The sequence below is a fragment of the Phenylobacterium sp. SCN 70-31 genome (assembly GCF_001724605.1).
GTDB lineage: Bacteria > Pseudomonadota > Alphaproteobacteria > Caulobacterales > Caulobacteraceae > Phenylobacterium.
On record NZ_MEEX01000001.1, the window covers coordinates 13982 to 30483 of the forward strand.

The following is a 16502-nucleotide window of genomic DNA, read 5'->3' on the forward strand; positions in this document are numbered from 1 at the left end:
CCGGACGTTGGCGGGCGTGGTTTGAACGCTACAGGTGACGCCCATGACGCCGGGCGCCGCCTTGCAGGGGTGGCGCCGCGACATGATCGTGGTTTAGTCGGATGGGCGACACCACCCCCCCGGGTCGAACCGACTGATGAGCCGCGACGCTCCCAACACCGCGATCCGCGTGGCCGCCCGACTGGCCAACCGCTTCGCCCTCGACCTGATCAAGCTGACGGGGTTTGGCCGCGACGTGGTGGACGGCCTGCTGCTGTCGGCGATCAGCCAGGCCAACCTGGCCCAGGTGGCGCGCAGTCCCGACCTCCAGCGGCGCTATGCGACCCTGAACACACCGCCGCCGGACGAACTCCGCCGGCCCGTGAGCGTCAGCGCCATCGCCAACTCCCTCCAGGTGCCCTTCGAGACCGCGCGACGGCGGATCGCGGCGCTGTCGGCGACGGGCCTGGTCATCCAGACGCCGCGCGGCGTGACGATCCCGACCGCGCCGGTGAACTCCGAGACCTATCGCGCCTTCGCCTCGGCCCAGGCCGCGCTGGTGCGCGACCTCTATCTGCGCCTGCGCCGGATCGACCTGCTGGCCGACCTGCCGGCGCAGACCGGACCGGCCTTCGATCCCGCCGACCCGCCGGTGCGCCTCGTCGTCAGGTTGTCGTCCGACTACCTCCTGCGGCTGGCCGAGCCGATCAGCACCCACATCGGCGACATGGTCTCGGGGCTGATCCTGATGGAGATCATCAACGCCAACACCGAGCACCTGGGCGACGACGAGGGCGGAACGCCCGGTCCCGAGTGGACCGCCGAGGGTTTCGTGCCCGACGCGATGCGCCGTCCCGTCCGTGCGGCCGCGCTCTCGAGCCGGCTGGGCGTGGCGAGCGAGACCGTCCGGCGGCGGCTCAGCCGGCTGGCCACGGAAGGCCTGTGCGAACGAAACGGGGACGGATATCTGATCCCGGCCCAGGTCCTCGCCCGCGAAAACTTCGTCCGGTTCATGACTGACAATCAGTCGCACCTGAACCGGCTGTTCACCGCCCTGGCGGAATTTGGCGTTCTTTCCCAATGGGAAGCGGAGGAATCCGGAGTCCGCGGCGCGGCCTGACCGAAACGAGAACATGCCGCGGCCCCAAAATGGGTAGTCACGGGTTTTCAAACCATGCCACGCTGCCGCAACTTAAGGACGTACCTCGGGGGAGGTACCGAGGCGGGGGCCGCTCCATCGGGGGGTGGCGCGGCCCCCGCGTCACCGGACTGGGGGCGATGACGAAGGCATTGGAACGAGAGGTCAAGGGCATCGCCGCGCAGCCGGCCGCCGAGACCGGACACAGCGAGGGTCGGGGCGAGGGTCGCGGCGAGGGTCGGGGCGATGGCCCGCACCCCGTGGACCGCCATGTGGGCCTGCGCATCCGCATGCGCCGCAAGGAAATGGGCGTCAGCCAGGAGCGGCTGGCCGAAGCCCTGGGCATCACCTTCCAGCAGGTGCAGAAGTACGAGCGCGGCGCGAACCGGGTCAGCGCCTCGAAGCTGTGGGAGATCGCCGCGGCGCTGAAGACACCGGTGGCCTATTTCTACGACGGCCTGGGCGACCAGGAGGCTGTGTCGGCCCAGCGCGATGCGGCCCAGGACTTCATGCTGTCGGCCGAAGGCATCGAACTGATGGCCACCTTCCCGCGCATCAGCGAACCGGCGATCCGCCGCAAGATCGTGGAACTGGTCCGCGTGGTGGCCGAAGAGATCTGAGGCCGTCCGCGGCTCTGCGTGAAGCCACCGGCCGACTTTGAAAGGCTGGTATGGCGCGCGCCGCGCCTCTGGACTGGCCCGCGACGCCCGCCGCCCGGATCGGGCCCGGGAGGCGCGTACGACCCCGTTCCGGATTCCTGCCTTCGGATGTCTTCGATCGGGCTGGCCGCACGGCGCCCTGGGCGGCCAGCGGGTGAAGGGACCATCGAAGCCGGTCACGCTGCCGGGTCAAGCCCTGCGGGGTCTACGGCGAGAAGCGGGAGGCGGCGGTGAACCTGGCCGTCGACGGCTTCCGCGAGCACCTCAAACAGGCTTCAGGGCGCCGGCGGCGACGTGAGCCCCTCGAAGATGGGCCGGACGTAGTGGGCGATCACGTCGTCGGGCGCGAGGCCGGGCGTCCAGAAGTGGAGGTCGGCCGCCGCATTCACCGCCGACGAGACGATCTGGGCGGCCACGTTCACGTCCACCGGCGCGATCGAGCCGTCGGCGACGCCGTCGCAGAGGATCGACGCGAACCGGTACGAAAGCTGGTGAAACTTCTGCATCAGCCCCGCCCGCATCCCTTCGGGGGCCGCGGTGAGGGCCGAGGTGCGCAGCAGCGGCGCCTCGCCGCTCATCTGATGGCGCACCAGGGCCGCGACGATGGAGACCAGCACCTCCAGCCCCGAACCGCCCGCCTGCTCGGCCGCGCGGATGGTCCGCCACATGGTCTCGAACGTGCGCTCGAAACAGGCCAGGACCAGGTCGTCCTTGGTCTCGTTGTGATGATAGAAGGCGCCCTTACTGACGTTGAGGCGCGCCGAGATCCGCTCCACGGAGGCGCCGTGGTAGCCCTCGTCGTTGATCAGGCCGGTGGCGGCCCGAAGGAACATCTCGGCAGGCGCGTTCGGATCGGGCCCGGCGAGGTCCAGCGCCCGGGGCGCGGGCCAGGCCGCGCCCGGGGCGATCACGCCACGGGCCAGGATCGCCGACATCCGCGCGGCGGTGCGGGGATAGTCCGAAGGCGCGGTCTGGCCCTGCCAGGCGATGATCCAGAACACCTGGCTGAGCAGCAGGTGCGCACGGGCGTTGCGGTGATGCCTGGGCAGGACGCCCGTCCCCGGCAGCAGGTCGCGGAACCGCCGGAACATGCCGATGTAGGCGTCGTTGACCGGATCGGACTTCAGGGCCCGGACGTCGTTGAACACCGGCAGCGGATCGGCCTGACCCTCCTGCACCGCGCGGGCGTATTCGAACCAGGCCCCGATGAAGGCCGAAAGCCGGGCCTCGCCAGCGTCCTGCGCCCCCTCTTGGCCGGTCGCCCGTCCGATGAGCTGCTCGTAGGTCTCCAGGCCGCTGAGGAAGACGGCGGCCGCCAGTTCCTCCTTGTTGCGGAAGTAGTAGATGACGCCCGTGGGCACGAGATCGAGGCGCGCGGCCACATCGCCCAGGGTCATGCCGCGGACGCCCTTGCGGTTGATTTCCTCGATCGCCGAGCGGACGATCGCGTTGCGCCGGGCCTCGAACCGCCGCGTCGGCTGGCGGCGGGATTTCGGATGGCCGGGCGCATCCCCCTGGTCGACGGTCATCCCCATGCGGCCGTCTTAGCGCGCTTCGACGCCGGTCTCCACGGCCCTTGCCGCGTCGTCTGTTGAATCTGCGGTACGGGCTCGGTTAGGTGACGGATCGCAGGCCAGGGCGCGAGTACAGCGCCGGCGGGAGGTTTCGGACAATGCTGCTCCAGGGTTTGAAGGTGGTGGAGATGGCCACCTGGGTCGCCGGTCCCAGCGCAGCCGCCGTGCTGGCCGACTGGGGCGCCGACGTGGTGAAGGTGGAGAGCCCTATCGGCGACGCCACGCGGGTCTACTATCCCGACACGCCCGAGGCCCCGAACCCGGTCTTCACCAACGAGAACCGCGGCAAGAAGGGTGTGAAGCTCGACATCTCGAAGCCCGAGGGCCGCGAGGCGCTGAAGGCGCTGCTGCGGCAGGCCGACATCTTCATCACCAACGTCCGCCCCGGTTCGCTCAAGCGGGCGGGACTGGATTACGAGACGCTCAAGGCCGAATGCCCGAGGCTCATCTACGGCGCGGTCACGGGATACGGGCTGGTGGGCCCGGAAGCCGACACGCCGGCCTTCGACATGACCGCCTTCTGGACGCGCTCGGGCGTGGCCCACGCGACCATCCCCCCCGACCAGGAGCCCTTTCCCTCGCGCCCCGGCTTCGGCGACCATGTGACCGCGCTGGCGACCGTGTCGGGCATCCTGGCGGCCCTGCACGAACGCCACACCACCGGGCGCGGGCGGCTGGTGGAGAGCAGCCTGCTGCGGGCGGGCGCCTATACGGTGAGCTGGGACCTGGCGATCCAGCTCCGCTATGGCGAGGTGACGACCGCCCAGCCGCGGGACGACCGCCCCGGGCCGATCACGGGATTCTTCCGCACCAAGGACGAGCGCTGGCTGCTGTTGCTGCCCCGCACCCTGGACTGCTTCACCCAGCTCATGATCGCCCTGGACCGGCCCGAGGTCCTGGCCGAGCCGCGCTACGAGCCCCCGGTGGCCGACCAGCAGTCCGTGCGCGAGATCCGGGCCATCTGCGACGAGGCGTTCGCCGGCATGACGCTGGAGGAGGTGGGCGCGCGCCTGACCGCCGCGGACCTGGCCTGGGCGCCGATGGGCACGCTGGCCGACCTGGCCCAGGCGCCGTTCGCCCACGACGCCGGCTGTTTCGAGATGGTGGACGACGGCTGGGGCCGGATGTTCCCCCTGCCCGCCTCGCCGGCCCGCTTCCCCGAGGGCGCGCCGCCGGTGAACCGGCCGGCGCCCAAGCTGGGCGAGCACACGCGCGAGGTGCTGGAGGCCGCGGGCCTGACGCCCGACGAGATCGCCGCGGTGCTCTGACGGGCGGGCGGCGCGAAAAAGGGCCGCGCAGACCAGCCGCGCGGCCCGGAAGTTCGAGGAAGGAGAACGCCCCGAGAGGGCGTCCCCAATCTGACCGACGATCAGTTGGCGGCAACGACGACGCTCTCCGCGACAGGATTATGCCGAGGATCGCCCAGGATGGCGGCATGGACGCCCCGCGGCGCCCGAAACCGCAGCAAAAGCGTTTCCCGGCGCGACGTCAGCGGGTGCCGTACATGCGGTCGCCCGCATCGCCCAGGCCCGGCAGAATGTAGCCGTGGTCGTTCAGCCGCTCGTCCACCGCGGCCGTCCATACATGGACCCCGGCGTGATGGCCGTGGAACTTCGACAGCCCCTCGGGCGAGGCCAGCAGGCAGGCCATGCGGATGTCGCGGGCGCCCGCCTCCTGAAGCCGGTCGACGGCGGCGATGGCGGTGTTGCCCGTGGCCAGCATGGGATCGATGACCACCACCGTCCGCTCGGCCATGTCGGCGGGGGCCTTGAAATAGTACTCCACGCACTGGAGCGTGGCGGGATCGCGATACAGGCCGACGTGGGCGACGCGGGCGGCCGGGACCAGCTCCAGCATCCCGTCCAGCATGCCCATGCCCGAGCGCAGGACCGGCGCGAAGACCAGCTTCTTGCCCGCCAGCAGCGGCGCCGCCATCGGCTGGAGGGGGGTCTCGATCGTCACGTCTTCCAGCGGCAGGTCGCGGGTGACCTCGTAGCAGAGCAGGACGCCGATCTCGCGCAGGAGCTGGCGGAAGCTCTTGGTGGAGGTCTCCTTCTTCCGCATCAGCGTGAGCTTGTGCTTCACCAGCGGATGATCGACGACCGTGACGCCCTTCATGCGCACTCCCCTCAGAAAACCGTGCCGTCGCTGAGGACGGCGATGGGCGGCCCGCCGTCGGCCCGCCGCTCGCGCGCGATGCGCCGGCCCGCGGCCCAGGTCCCGCCTTCCAGCACGCGGGCCAGGGGGAAGGCGTCGGCCGACACGCCCAGGCGCTCGCGGACGCGAGGCGCGATGCGGTCGAGCAGGGCGACGGTGAGCGCCCGCCATCCGACGACGAGCGGCCCGTCCACCGGATGCGCCCGCGCCGCGTCGGCCGGATCGGCCAGGGCGAGCACGCCCATGTCCACGAAGAGGCCGCCGTTGCGGTACTCGGCGAGCCCGGTCAGGCCGTCGATCTCCACGACCTCGATCCCCGCCCACTGGAGCGGCTCGATCAGGGAGTAGCTCATCCACTGGCTGAGCTTGTGCAGCGGCACGTAGCCGTCGACGTCGGGATGGGTCCAGCAGTCGCCGAGCGACACCCCGCCCAGGCTGAGGCGGCCGGGCCAGATGGGGCCGAGGCGCGCGAGCAGCGTCTCAAGGATAGCCGACGCGGGCAGACGCCCGCCCGCCGCCTGCGCCGCCAGCTCGTCGAAGAGGACCGCCGGACGGCCGACGGCGGCGCCCAGGCGGCGCAGCAGCTCGGCGCGCCCCTCCAGCCCCACCAGCGGATTGTCGTCGGCCACCTGGAACGCCCGGGCCAGCATCGCGGCGTCCACCCGCTCCAGGGCGTCGGTGCGGAGCGGGCGGGCCGGGTCCGACGACAGGGCGCCGGATTCGAACAGGCGCAGCGAGGCGACGCCCAAGCCCTCGGATCGGGCGAGGACGGCGCCCGTGGGGGCGTCGCGGTAGCGCCACGCCATTCCGGCCCCCGCGTCCAGAAGCACCGAGGGGATGACGAGGTCGAACGCCGCGCGGCCCAGGTCGGCCCGGTCACGGGGCTTGTCCAGCTCGGCCCACAGGTCGCGGCCGCCCGCCGCGAAGTGCCGCCAGCGGGCATGGAATGGAACCTTCAGATCGGGATAGTTCGCCCGCACCACCTCGGCGGTGAGGTCGGCGGCGGCGTCGAGGCGAGAGAGGTCCAGCCGCCATCCGGCGAGGCCGCCCGCCTCGGCCAGCCCCAGCATCTCGTGCGCGCGATCCCGCACCGCCCGCGCGGTGAGGAGGGATCGGGCCTGGTCTTGGGACATCGGCTCAGAAATCCTTCAGGTCCCGGCCCACCACGCGCTTCAGGTCGTCGTCGGACGGCGCGCCTTCGGGCGTGAAGTAGCCGGCGGCCTTCTTGGCCTCCATCTCGACGCTGGCGTCGGGCGGGATCAGTTCGTCCGGGATCGGCACGCGCTCGCCGATCTCGACGCCGCCGGCCGCCAGGGCGTCGTACTTCATGTTGGACATGGACACGAAGCGGTCGATCCGGCGGACGCCCAGCCAGTGGATCACGTCGGGCATGAGCTGCTGGAAGCGGGCGTCCTGGACGCCGGCCACGCATTCGGTGCGCTCGAAATAGGTGGCCGCCTGGTCGCCGCCCGGCTGGCGCTTGCGGGCGTTGTAGACGAGGAACTTGGTCACCTCGCCAAGCGCCCGGCCCTCCTTGCGATTGTAGACGATCAGGCCCGTGCCGCCGGCCTGGGCCTGGCGCGTCGCCTCCTCGATCCCGTGGGTGAGATAGGGGCGGCAGGTGCAGATGTCGGAGCCGAAGACATCGGAGCCGTTGCACTCGTCGTGGACGCGGCAGGTGAGCGGGACCGTGCGGTCGCCCAGCTTCGCGGCGTCGCCGAAGATGTACAGGGTGATCCCGCCGATGGGCGGCAGGAAGACCGAGAGATCGGGGCGGGTGACCAGCTCGGGATACATGCCGCCGGTCTGTTCGAAGAGGGTGCGGCGGAGCTGCTGCTCCTCGACGCCGAACCGGGCGGCGACACCGGGCAGATGCCAGACGGGATCGATGGCGGCCTTGGTGACGGCCACATCGCCGGTGTCGTGCAGGACCTCGCCGTCGGGCTTCAGCCGGCCGGCGCGGATCGCCTCGTGGATCTCGGGCAGGTCGATGCGGGCCTTGGTGACGGCGATGGTGGGACGGATGTCGACGCCCTCGGCGATCTCGGGGGCGAAGTCCTCGGCGATGCGCGCGCCCCAGGGATCGAGCGAGACGATCCGGCCGGGCTCGCTCCACTGCGGATGCGGGCCGACCGGCACGACCGGGTGGGTGTTGATCAGTTCGGGCCGCACCATCGGATCCATCGCTCCCGAGGCGACCGCCAGGGCGCGATAGACGGAATAGGCGCCGCCGTGGGCGCCGATGGCGTTGCGATCCGGGCCCGCGTTGACCGTGGCCACCACCGGACCGCGCTCGCGGGCGGTGGGGGCGTCCCACCGGATCGGGAAGCGGCTGGGCGCGCCTCCGCCCGGGTGGGACGTGAGACGGATATGGGATGTCCTGTTGCCGGACATGACGGAACGAACCTCCAGAGTCGGAAAGGCCCAGAATCGAAAAGGCCCCCGCCGGGTTCGCCGGCGCAGAGCCTTTGAGAGCGAACACTGATCCCAGACGCGCGGCTTGGCAAGAAGCCGGCGGCGAGGACGTCTTCGAGGCGTGTCGTTGGGGACACCGGCGAAACTCTCCGTCGACCCGACACCGGAGAGCGACGCCCAAAAATTGGGCGCCGGCCGTTGACGGCCCCCCGCCACGCGGCGTTGTCTGGACACCTCCGAGGACCACCGCAGGGTGTGCCGATGATTCAGGGTCCCGCCGCGCTGCCCGACCTGCCCGCCCTCCAGCGGGCCCGTGGCTGCGGCCGGATTTCCGTACGCGCCGAGGACGGCCGCACGCGCCTGTCGCGTCTGTACCAGGAGGGATGCGCGCAGATCCGCCTTCCCGACGACGCGGACGCGCCGGGTCCCGAGGCGGTGCTGATCAACACGGCCGGCGGCGTGACAGGCGGCGACCGGATGAGCTGGTCGGCGGAGGCCGGGGCGGGCGCGCGGCTGACCCTCACGACCCAGGCCTGCGAGAAGGTCTACCGCGCGCGGGACGGCTCGGCCGACATCGAGGCCGCCCTCGTGGCCGGGCCGGGCGCGCGCCTGGACTGGCTGCCGCAGGAGGCCATCGTCTTCGACGGCGGCGGCGTGCGCCGCCGGCTGGACGCCGACCTGGACGAGACCGCCGAACTCCTCGCCTGCGAGGCCGTGGTGCTGGGCCGCACGGCGCGGGACGAGACCGTCCGTTACGGCGAGGTGCGCGACCGCTGGCGGATCCGGCGGGGCGGCCGGCTGCTGTTCGCCGACGACCTGCGCCTTTGCGGCCCGATCGCCGAGATCGGCGCCCAGCCGGCGGCCCTGGGCGGCGCGCGGGCCTTCGCCTCGCTGCTGCTGGTCTGCAAGGAGCCGGGTCGCTTCCTGGCGCCGGTGCGCGCGGCCCTGGGCCCCGGCGGCGGGGCCAGCGCCTTCGACGGCCGGCTGTTCGCGCGGGTGACGGCGCCCGACGGCTTCAAGCTGCGCCGGGCGCTGATCCCCGCGCTGGAGGCGCTGCGCGGCGGCGCCCCCCTGCCCCGGGTCTGGAGGCTCTGATGAACCTGACCCCGCGGGAGAAGGACAAGCTGCTGGTCGCCATGGCGGCCGAGGTGGCGCGCAAGCGCCTGGCCCGCGGCGTGAAGCTGAACCATCCCGAGGCCGTGGCGCTGATCACCGACTTCGTGGTCGAGGGCGCCCGCGATGGCCGCTCGGTGGCCGACCTGATGGAGGCCGGCGCCCATGTGATCGCGCGCGAGCAGGTCATGACGGGCGTCGCCGAGATGATCCACGACGTCCAGGTCGAGGCCACCTTTCCCGACGGAACCAAGCTGGTGACCGTCCATCATCCCATCCGCTGACGGAGACCCCCATGCGCGGAACCGGTCGCAACGCCCCTTTCATCGCAGGCGGGGGAGGAACCGCCCCCTCCACCGCTTCGCGGTTCCCCTCCCTCGCGCGCGGGGGAGGACACGCCCCCTCCACCGCTTCGCGGTTCCCCTCCCCCGCGCGCGGGGGAGGAATCGGGTGGCGGGCGGATCTGGTCCGCGGGCTGGCGCTGGCGGCGGCGCCGGGCCTCGCGTTCGCCCATCCCGGCCATCACGAGGAGCTGACCCTGGCCCAGCAGGCCTGGCACCTGGTCTCGCAGCCCGACCACCTGCTGGCGTTCGGCGCGCTCGTCGCGGTGATCGCGGCCGGCGGCTGGACCTGGGCCCGGCGGCGGGCCGGCCGGTGATCGTCGGGCCGTGATCCCGGGCGAGATCATCCCGGCCGAGGGCGACCTCGAGCTGAACGCCGGCCGGCCGGTGACGGTGCTGCGCGTGGCCAACACGGGCGACCGGCCGATCCAGGTGGGCAGCCACTACCATTTCGCCGAGACCAACCCGGCGCTGGCGTTCGACCGCGCCGCCGCGCGCGGCCAACGGCTGGATATCCCGGCCGGGACGGCGGTGCGTTTCGAGCCCGGCCAGACGCGGGAGGTCGGGCTGGTCCCGCTGGCCGGCGCGCGCGCGGTCTACGGGTTCCGTCAGGACGTGATGGGGAGCCTCTGATGCCCGCCCGGATGACCCGCGCCGCCTACGCCGCCACCTATGGCCCGACGACGGGCGACCGGGTGCGGCTGGCCGACACCGAGCTGTTCGTCGAGGTGGAGCGCGACCTCACCACCTATGGCGAGGAGGTGAAGTTCGGCGGCGGCAAGGTGATCCGCGACGGCATGGGCCAGTCGCAGGCCACGCGCGCGGCCGGCGCGGCCGACACGGTGATCACCAACGCCCTGATCGTCGACCACTGGGGGATCGTGAAGGCCGACGTGGCGCTGCGCGACGGCCGCATCGCCGCCATCGGCAAGGCGGGCAACCCCGACATCCAGCCCGGCGTCGACATCGTGATAGGCCCCGGCACCGAGATCATCGCCGGCGAGGGCAAGATCCTGACCGCCGGCGCCATCGACGCCCACATCCACTTCATCTGCCCCCAGCAGATCGAGGAGGCGCTGACGAGCGGCGTCACCACCATGCTGGGCGGCGGCACGGGGCCGGCCACCGGCACCAACGCCACCACCTGCACGCCCGGCGCCTGGCACCTGGCGCGGATGATCCAGGCGGCCGACGCGTTTCCGATGAACCTGGCGTTCGCGGGCAAGGGCAACGCCAGCCTGCCCGAGGCCCTCGTGGAGCAGGTGGCGGCCGGCGCCTGCGCGCTGAAGCTGCACGAGGACTGGGGCACGACGCCCGCGGCCATCGACTGCTGCCTGTCGGTGGCCGACGACCTCGACGTGCAGGTGATGATCCACACCGACACCCTGAACGAGAGCGGCTTCGTCGAGGACACCATCGCCGCGTTCAAGGGCCGCACGATCCACGCCTTCCACACCGAGGGCGCCGGCGGCGGGCACGCGCCCGACATCCTGAAGGTGGCGGGCCTGGCCAACGTGATCCCGTCGTCCACCAACCCGACGCGGCCGTACACGACCAACACCCTGGCCGAACACCTCGACATGCTGATGGTGTGCCACCACCTGGACCCGTCGATCCCCGAGGACGTGGCCTTCGCCGAGAGCCGCATCCGGCGCGAGACGATCGCGGCCGAGGACATCCTGCACGACCTGGGCGCGCTCTCGATCATCTCGTCCGACAGCCAGGCGATGGGCCGGGTGGGCGAGGTGCTGATCCGCACCTGGCAGACGGCGCACAAGATGAAGGTCCAGCGGGGCGCCCTGCCCGGCGACGGGGCGGCCGACAACGCGCGGGTGAAGCGCTACATCGCCAAGGTCACCATCAATCCGGCCATCGCCCACGGCCTCTCGGCGCACGTGGGGTCGGTCGAGGCGGGCAAGCGCGCCGACCTGGTGCTGTGGAGCCCGGCCTTCTTCGGCGTGAAGCCAGACCTGGTGCTGCTGGGCGGGGTGATCGCCGCCGCCCCGATGGGCGACCCGAACGCCTCGATCCCGACCCCGCAGCCGGTCCACTACCGGCCGATGTTCGGCGCCTATGGGCGCAGCCGGACGGCCTCTTCCGTGGTGTTCACCTCGAAGCTGGCGGTCGAGCGCGGGCTGGCCGCCGAACTGGGCGTCGCCAAGGCGCTGATCGCCGTCGGGAACGTGCGCGGCGGCATCGGCAAGGCCGCGATGATCCACAACGCCGCGACGCCTGCGATCGAGGTCGATCCCGAGACCTACGAGGTGCGGGCCGACGGCGAACTGCTCACCTGCGAACCGGCGGACGTCCTGCCCATGGCCCAGAGGTACTTCCTGTTCTGATGACCACCATCACCGACGACGCTTCACCGCCCCTCCTCCCCCATCGGGGGAGGGGAGGAAAGATGCACATGACGCCCATCACCGACATCCTGCCCGCCGGCGCCTGGACCGGCGATCCCGCCGACCGGGTGGTTCTGGACTACGACGGCCGCCACCGGCGGCGCATCGTGCTCACCGGCGTCTCGGGCGCCTCGTACCTGCTGGACCTCGCCCAGGCGACGCACCTGCACGACGGCGACGGCCTGCTGCTGCCCGCCGGCGGCGTGGTGCGGGTGGAGGCCAGCCCCGAGCCCCTGATGGAGGTGCGCGGCGAGACCCCCGCCCACCTGGTCCGCCTGGCCTGGCACATCGGCAACCGCCACCTGACGGCCCAGATCGACGGCGACCGCATCCTGATCCGCCGCGACCATGTGATCGGCCACATGCTGGAACATCTGGGCGCGCGGGTGCTTGAGGTGGAAGCGCCCTTCGATCCCGAAGGCGGCGCCTATCACGACCACGCGCACGGGATGCACGACCATGCCCAATGAAGGCCGGCTGCTGAAGCTGCTCACCTGGCTGTCGCCGGCGTTCCCCGTCGGGGCGTTCGGCTACTCCCACGGCCTGGAGACCGCGATCCGCGAGGGCAAGGTGACCGACGCCCGCACGCTCACCGGCTGGATCGCGCTGCTGATCGAGCACGGGTCAGGCTGGACCGACGCGGTCCTGGCCCGCGCCGCCTGGACGGCCGTCACCGCCGAGGACTATGCCGCCCTCGACGAGGTGGCCGAACTGGGCGAGGCGCTGGCGCCCTCGGCCGAGCGCCGCCGCGAGGCCATGGCCCAGGGCGAGGCGTTCCTGACCGCCGTCGCCGCCTGGCGCCCGCCCCCGATCCTGCGCGCGCCCTACGCCGTCGCGGTCGGGGCCGCCGCCGGGGCGGCCGGCATCCCGCTCCGGCCCGCGCTCACCGCCTGGCTGCACGCCTTCGCGGCGAACCTGGTCAGCGTGGCGGTGCGCGCCGTGCCCCTGGGCCAGTCGGACGCGGTGGCCGTGATCGCCGCGCTGGAGCCGGTGATCCTGCGAACGGCGACCCTGGCGGCGGAGTCCAGCCTGGACGACCTGGGACAGGCCGCGATCGTCTCGGACATCGCCTCGCTGCGCCACGAGACCCTGGAGGGGAGGCTGTTCGGATCATGAGCCTGCGCCACGCCTCCAGGAACGGCCCCCTGCGTATCGGGGTTGGCGGCCCGGTCGGCTCGGGCAAGACCACCCTGGTCGAGAAGCTGTGCAAGGCCATGCGCGAGCGCTGGTCCGTGGCCGTGGTGACCAACGACATCTACACCCAGGAGGACGCCCTGATCCTGGCCCGGCTCCAGGCCTTGCCGGAGGACCGCATCCTGGGCGTCGAGACCGGCGGCTGCCCGCATACCGCCATCCGCGAGGACGCCTCGCTGAACCTGGCGGCGATCGCCGAGATGAACCGGCGCTTCCCGGACCTGGACGCGATCTTCATCGAGAGCGGCGGCGACAACCTGGCGGCCACCTTCAGCCCCGACCTCGCCGACCTCACGCTCTATGTCGTCAGCGTCTGCCAGGGGGAGAAGATCCCCCGCAAGGGCGGGCCGGCGATCACCCGCTCGGACCTCCTGATCATCAACAAGACCGACCTCGCCCCTCACGTGGGCGCGGACCTGGCGGTCATGGACCGCGACGCGAAGTCGGCCCGTGGCGAGCGGCCTTACGTCTTCACCGACCTGACCCGGCTGTCGGGACTGGACGAGGTGATCGACTTCCTGACGAGGGCCGGGGGACTGCCGGCGGCGCGGGCGGCTTAGAGAGGGCTTCGAGCTCCATGGCGGACGGTCGCGATGACGACATCGTCGCCGGCTACGAAGTAGCGGATCAGATAGGGCGCCACGGCGACGAGTTCGCGATGGCCGTGCCGTACGGGACGGCCCCGATCCGGAAATTCGGCCAAGCTCTCAGCGGCCGCGACGAGTCGAACCGCCACCCGCCGGGCGGCGGCGGGGTTGAAGTAGCCGATATAGGCCCGGATCGCGTCGAGATTGACCTGGGCTTCGACCGACCAGACTACTCGCCGCATTTCGGGGGCGGCAGTTCATCGGATGCGCCCCACGACAACAGCCAGCGCTTCATCGCCTCGTGACTGATCACGCGGCCCGCGGCGAAGTCGGCCTGGCCTCGCAGCGCCGACGCTTCGTCCGCCTCGGCGTCCGCCACGTCGAACACGCTGGGCTGCTCTTCGAAACCGGGGCCGGGCTTGCTCATGGCGCGAGGCTACCACGTCCGGAACACAAAGTGAACTATCGCGCCACGGTCCCCATCACGCGCAGCCGGCTGACGCCGCCGTCGGGATGAATGTTGAGGCGGACGAAACGGACCGGCCCGAGATCGGCGAGTTCGCTCCGGAAAGTGTGGACGTGGTCGGCCTGGAGTTTCGTTTCGGGCAGCAGCACGGGCCACGATTCCGCCTGGGCGGCGATCTCCTCGGGCGTTCCGTGGGCGCGGGCGCTGGCCTGGAGGGCGCAGCGGTCGGGGTAGTTGCCCTTGAAGTGAGCGGTGTCGACGACGACCTCGGCGATCCGGCCGAACGTCCCCAGCTCCAGAACCGCCCAGTCGTGGCCCGGCTCGCGCCGGCGGCGCGTCTCCCAGCCGTCGCCCATGTCGACGCCGCGGCCGGGCGCGGTGAGGTTCTCGACCCGGCCGAAATGCTCGTCGTTGGCGACGATCCCGCGCCCGCCCCAGGCCATCGCCAGCAGGTCGATCATCTCGCCCTCGCCGACCGTCGAGAAATCGGGCTGGACGCGCCCCCAGACCCGCAGGCGCGCCACGCCGCCGTCGGGGAAGATGTGCAGGCGCACGTGGGTGACGGCGGCCTCATGCGAGACGGGGACGTAGACCCGGTCGTTCCCCTTCAGGTCGAGGTGCGGCGTCACCGTCACCCAGCCCGCATCGTCGCCGGGGACGGTTTCGTCCGAGCGGCACACCTCGATCTGCGCGCCCGGCGGGTAGTTGCCGGTGAAGTGGCGGGTGTCGATCTCGAAGCCGGCCACGAGGCCCGCGACGCCCAAGCGGACCACGCACCAGTCGTGACCCGGGACGCGCTTGCGGCGGCTCTCCCAGCCGTCCATCCACTTGCCGTTGTCGTCGTACCGGCCGGGGATGAACACCGGCTCGGCGGGCGAGATGAGACGGGCCTTGTCGGCGAAGAAGTCGTCGGTGGCGAAGACGACCTCGGACCCCAGGCGCGGCTGGGCGAGATCGACGTAGCGGCGGCGGAGATCGTCGAACATGGTCAGGAGCCTCGCAGCAGATCGGCGAGCCGGAAACGGGCGATGCGGTGGATCTGGGCGATCGCCTCGGCGAACTCGGCCTCGGGGGCGTTGGCCAGCCGCGCCTCGAACGCGGCCAGGATGTCGGCGCGGGTCAGGCCCTTCACCGCGACGATGAAGGGAAATCCGAAGCGGGCGCCGTAGGCCGCGTTCAGCCTCTGGAACGCCTCGAACTCTTCGGGGCTGCACTGGTCGAGGCCGGCGCCGGACTGTTCGCGCACCGAGGCGTCGGCCATCTTCGCGCGCCCGGCCAGTTCGGGATGCGCCCGGATGAGGGCCAGCCGGCGTTCGACGGGCGCGGCGTCGACCACCGCCGCCATCGCCGCGGCGAGGCCGTCGAGATCGTCGGGCGGATCGGGCCAGACGCCGGCGGCCACCCAGGGCGAGTCCTCATAGACCGCGCCGAACCGGGCGAGGAACTCGGGTTCGGACAGAGCGGAGGGCCGGGTCACGCCCGGACCCGGGCGAAGGCTTTGGCGGCGTCGATAACGTCCATGGGCTCAGGCCTCGAGGGGGTGGCGCGCGCGCCAGTGGCGGGCGATGTCGATGCGGCGGCAGAACCAGACGTCCCGGTGGTCCAGCGCGTGGCGGATGAAGCGCTCCAGCCCCGCCATCTTGCCGGGCCGTCCGGCCAGGCGGCAGTGCAGGCCCACGCTCATCATCTTCGGCCGGTCGGCGCCCTCGGCGTAGAGCACGTCGAACGTGTCGCGCAGGTAGGTGAAGAACTGTTCGCCGGTGTTCAGGCCGGTCCCGGAGAACCGCATGTCGTTGGTCTCCAGGCTGTAGGGCACGATCAGATGCGGCCGGTCCGCCGCCCGCGTCCAGAACGGCAGGTCGTCGGAGTAGTCGTCGGCGTCGTAGAGGAAGCCGCCCGCCTCGGCGACGAGGCGTCGCGTGTGGGGGCTGGTCCGGCCGGTGTACCAGCCCAGGGGCCGCTCCCCCGTCAGCCGGGTGTGGATCTCGATCGCGCGGGCCATGTGCTCGCGCTCCTCGGCCTCGGGCATGTCCTGGTAGCTGATCCAGCGCCAGCCGTGGCTGGCGATCTCGTGGCCGGCCTGGAGGAAGGCCTCGACCGCCGCGGGATTGCGCTGCATCGCCATCGCGACGCCGAAAACGGTCACCGGCAGGCCGTAGCGCTCGAACAGCCGCAGCAGACGCCAGACGCCCGCCCGACTGCCGTACTCGTAGATCTGCTCCATGCTCATGTGCCGCGCGCCCGGCGTGACGGGCGGGTTGATCATGTCGGACAGGAAGGTTTCGGCGCCGGCGTCCCCGTGGAGCACGCAGTTTTCGCCGCCCTCCTCGTAGTTCAGCACGATCTGCACCGCGATCCGGGCGCCGCCGGGCCAGTCGGCGTGCGGCGGCCGCGGGCCATAGCCGATGAGGTCGCGGGGATAGTGGGGCTCGGGCATGGCTGACCGCATATCGGGCTTGGCAGGGGCACGCAGCGTC

The 16502-nt window shown here is 71.8% G+C and carries 20 protein-coding genes; 11 read left to right on the forward strand and 9 right to left on the reverse strand.

Annotated features, from left to right (window positions below; genetic code table 11):
• Positions 1–136 precede the first annotated feature (136 nt).
• On the forward strand, positions 137–1099 hold the full coding sequence (locus ABS78_RS00080) for a hypothetical protein (RefSeq protein WP_293373623.1): 963 nt from the start codon (positions 137–139) through the stop codon (positions 1097–1099).
• A gap of 158 nt (positions 1100–1257) precedes the next feature.
• Complete coding sequence (locus tag ABS78_RS00085) at positions 1258–1737, forward strand: helix-turn-helix transcriptional regulator (protein ID WP_293373625.1); 480 nt, start codon at positions 1258–1260, stop codon at positions 1735–1737.
• Positions 1738–2051: 314 nt separating this feature from the next.
• On the opposite strand, the gene ABS78_RS00090 is transcribed toward ABS78_RS00085, so the two are convergent.
• Positions 2052–3311 carry a TetR/AcrR family transcriptional regulator gene (locus ABS78_RS00090; RefSeq protein ID WP_293373627.1) on the reverse strand — a complete coding sequence of 420 codons (1260 nt, stop codon included), beginning with the start codon at positions 3309–3311 and terminating at the stop codon, positions 2052–2054.
• A 137-nt stretch (positions 3312–3448) separates the two neighbouring features.
• On the opposite strand from ABS78_RS00090, the gene ABS78_RS00095 reads away from it, so the two are divergent.
• Complete coding sequence (locus tag ABS78_RS00095; RefSeq protein ID WP_293373629.1) at positions 3449–4618, forward strand: CoA transferase; 1170 nt, start codon at positions 3449–3451, stop codon at positions 4616–4618.
• Positions 4619–4838: 220 nt separating this feature from the next.
• Here ABS78_RS00095 and upp read toward each other — a convergent pair whose 3' ends face one another.
• Genes upp through ABS78_RS00110 form a run of 3 tightly spaced genes read right to left on the reverse strand, consistent with a single transcriptional unit; the run spans position 4839 to position 7901 of the window.
• Entirely contained in the window at positions 4839–5468 is a 630-nt protein-coding gene (upp, locus tag ABS78_RS00100; protein ID WP_293373630.1) for a uracil phosphoribosyltransferase, read from the reverse strand.
• Between the two features lie 11 nt (positions 5469–5479).
• Positions 5480–6640 carry a DUF1688 family protein gene (locus ABS78_RS00105; RefSeq protein ID WP_293373632.1) on the reverse strand — a complete coding sequence of 387 codons (1161 nt, stop codon included), beginning with the start codon at positions 6638–6640 and terminating at the stop codon, positions 5480–5482.
• Between the two features lie 4 nt (positions 6641–6644).
• Positions 6645–7901 (reverse strand): GTP cyclohydrolase II, encoded by a 1257-nt coding sequence (locus ABS78_RS00110; RefSeq protein WP_293373634.1) that lies wholly within the window; start codon positions 7899–7901, stop codon positions 6645–6647.
• A 282-nt stretch (positions 7902–8183) separates the two neighbouring features.
• Between ABS78_RS00110 and ABS78_RS00115 the strand changes: the two genes are divergently transcribed.
• The 8 genes from ABS78_RS00115 (at position 8184) to ureG (ending at position 13532) form a co-directional block, all read left to right on the forward strand.
• Positions 8184–9017 (forward strand): urease accessory protein UreD, encoded by an 834-nt coding sequence (locus ABS78_RS00115; RefSeq protein WP_293373636.1) that lies wholly within the window; start codon positions 8184–8186, stop codon positions 9015–9017.
• Positions 9017–9319, forward strand: a complete 303-nt coding sequence (locus ABS78_RS00120) for an urease subunit gamma (protein WP_293373638.1) — start codon at positions 9017–9019, stop codon at positions 9317–9319. The genes ABS78_RS00115 and ABS78_RS00120 overlap by 1 nt, the downstream gene beginning before the upstream one ends.
• An 11-nt stretch (positions 9320–9330) precedes the next feature.
• Positions 9331–9693 carry a hypothetical protein gene (locus ABS78_RS00125; protein ID WP_293373640.1) on the forward strand — a complete coding sequence of 121 codons (363 nt, stop codon included), beginning with the start codon at positions 9331–9333 and terminating at the stop codon, positions 9691–9693.
• Between the two features lie 10 nt (positions 9694–9703).
• Positions 9704–10009 carry an urease subunit beta gene (locus tag ABS78_RS00130; protein WP_363082363.1) on the forward strand — a complete coding sequence of 102 codons (306 nt, stop codon included), beginning with the start codon at positions 9704–9706 and terminating at the stop codon, positions 10007–10009.
• Positions 10009–11718 (forward strand): urease subunit alpha, encoded by a 1710-nt coding sequence (ureC, locus tag ABS78_RS00135; protein ID WP_293373642.1) that lies wholly within the window; start codon positions 10009–10011, stop codon positions 11716–11718. Before ABS78_RS00130 ends, ureC begins: the two co-directional genes overlap by 1 nt.
• A gap of 68 nt (positions 11719–11786) precedes the next feature.
• On the forward strand, positions 11787–12248 hold the full coding sequence (locus ABS78_RS00140; protein WP_293373644.1) for an urease accessory protein UreE: 462 nt from the start codon (positions 11787–11789) through the stop codon (positions 12246–12248).
• Entirely contained in the window at positions 12238–12894 is a 657-nt protein-coding gene (locus tag ABS78_RS00145) for an urease accessory protein UreF (protein WP_293373645.1), read from the forward strand. The genes ABS78_RS00140 and ABS78_RS00145 overlap by 11 nt, the downstream gene beginning before the upstream one ends.
• Positions 12891–13532: an urease accessory protein UreG gene (ureG, locus tag ABS78_RS00150; RefSeq protein WP_293373647.1), complete on the forward strand. Its 642-nt coding sequence runs from the start codon at positions 12891–12893 to the stop codon at positions 13530–13532. The genes ABS78_RS00145 and ureG overlap by 4 nt, the downstream gene beginning before the upstream one ends.
• On the opposite strand, the gene ABS78_RS00155 is transcribed toward ureG, so the two are convergent.
• Genes ABS78_RS00155 through puuE form a run of 5 tightly spaced genes read right to left on the reverse strand, consistent with a single transcriptional unit; the run spans position 13529 to position 16462 of the window.
• Positions 13529–13801, reverse strand: a complete 273-nt coding sequence (locus ABS78_RS00155; protein ID WP_293373649.1) for a type II toxin-antitoxin system RelE/ParE family toxin — start codon at positions 13799–13801, stop codon at positions 13529–13531. The genes ureG and ABS78_RS00155 overlap by 4 nt on opposite strands.
• Positions 13789–13986 carry a CopG family transcriptional regulator gene (locus tag ABS78_RS00160; protein WP_293373651.1) on the reverse strand — a complete coding sequence of 66 codons (198 nt, stop codon included), beginning with the start codon at positions 13984–13986 and terminating at the stop codon, positions 13789–13791. Before ABS78_RS00160 ends, ABS78_RS00155 begins: the two co-directional genes overlap by 13 nt.
• Positions 13987–14021: 35 nt before the next feature.
• Positions 14022–15011: an allantoicase gene (gene alc / locus ABS78_RS00165; protein ID WP_293373653.1), complete on the reverse strand. Its 990-nt coding sequence runs from the start codon at positions 15009–15011 to the stop codon at positions 14022–14024.
• 2 nt (positions 15012–15013) lie between these two features.
• Entirely contained in the window at positions 15014–15502 is a 489-nt protein-coding gene (uraD, locus tag ABS78_RS00170) for a 2-oxo-4-hydroxy-4-carboxy-5-ureidoimidazoline decarboxylase (protein WP_293373655.1), read from the reverse strand.
• 48 nt (positions 15503–15550) lie between these two features.
• Positions 15551–16462, reverse strand: a complete 912-nt coding sequence (gene puuE, locus ABS78_RS00175) for an allantoinase PuuE (protein WP_293373657.1) — start codon at positions 16460–16462, stop codon at positions 15551–15553.
• Between the last annotated feature and the right edge of the window lie 40 nt (positions 16463–16502).

Coding starts and splice junctions, on each gene's coding strand:
- ABS78_RS00080 (WP_293373623.1), top strand. CDS start 137: ATGAGCCGCGACGCTCCCAACACCGCGATCCGCGTGGCCGCCCGACTG.
- ABS78_RS00085 (WP_293373625.1), top strand. CDS start 1,258: ATGACGAAGGCATTGGAACGAGAGGTCAAGGGCATCGCCGCGCAGCCG.
- ABS78_RS00090 (WP_293373627.1), bottom strand. CDS start 3,311: ATGGGGATGACCGTCGACCAGGGGGATGCGCCCGGCCATCCGAAATCC.
- ABS78_RS00095 (WP_293373629.1), top strand. CDS start 3,449: ATGCTGCTCCAGGGTTTGAAGGTGGTGGAGATGGCCACCTGGGTCGCC.
- upp (WP_293373630.1), bottom strand. CDS start 5,468: ATGAAGGGCGTCACGGTCGTCGATCATCCGCTGGTGAAGCACAAGCTC.
- ABS78_RS00105 (WP_293373632.1), bottom strand. CDS start 6,640: ATGTCCCAAGACCAGGCCCGATCCCTCCTCACCGCGCGGGCGGTGCGG.
- ABS78_RS00110 (WP_293373634.1), bottom strand. CDS start 7,901: ATGTCCGGCAACAGGACATCCCATATCCGTCTCACGTCCCACCCGGGC.
- ABS78_RS00115 (WP_293373636.1), top strand. CDS start 8,184: ATGATTCAGGGTCCCGCCGCGCTGCCCGACCTGCCCGCCCTCCAGCGG.
- ABS78_RS00120 (WP_293373638.1), top strand. CDS start 9,017: ATGAACCTGACCCCGCGGGAGAAGGACAAGCTGCTGGTCGCCATGGCG.
- ABS78_RS00125 (WP_293373640.1), top strand. CDS start 9,331: ATGCGCGGAACCGGTCGCAACGCCCCTTTCATCGCAGGCGGGGGAGGA.
- ureC (WP_293373642.1), top strand. CDS start 10,009: ATGCCCGCCCGGATGACCCGCGCCGCCTACGCCGCCACCTATGGCCCG.
- ABS78_RS00140 (WP_293373644.1), top strand. CDS start 11,787: ATGACGCCCATCACCGACATCCTGCCCGCCGGCGCCTGGACCGGCGAT.
- ABS78_RS00145 (WP_293373645.1), top strand. CDS start 12,238: ATGCCCAATGAAGGCCGGCTGCTGAAGCTGCTCACCTGGCTGTCGCCG.
- ureG (WP_293373647.1), top strand. CDS start 12,891: ATGAGCCTGCGCCACGCCTCCAGGAACGGCCCCCTGCGTATCGGGGTT.
- ABS78_RS00155 (WP_293373649.1), bottom strand. CDS start 13,801: ATGCGGCGAGTAGTCTGGTCGGTCGAAGCCCAGGTCAATCTCGACGCG.
- ABS78_RS00160 (WP_293373651.1), bottom strand. CDS start 13,986: ATGAGCAAGCCCGGCCCCGGTTTCGAAGAGCAGCCCAGCGTGTTCGAC.
- alc (WP_293373653.1), bottom strand. CDS start 15,011: ATGTTCGACGATCTCCGCCGCCGCTACGTCGATCTCGCCCAGCCGCGC.
- puuE (WP_293373657.1), bottom strand. CDS start 16,462: ATGCCCGAGCCCCACTATCCCCGCGACCTCATCGGCTATGGCCCGCGG.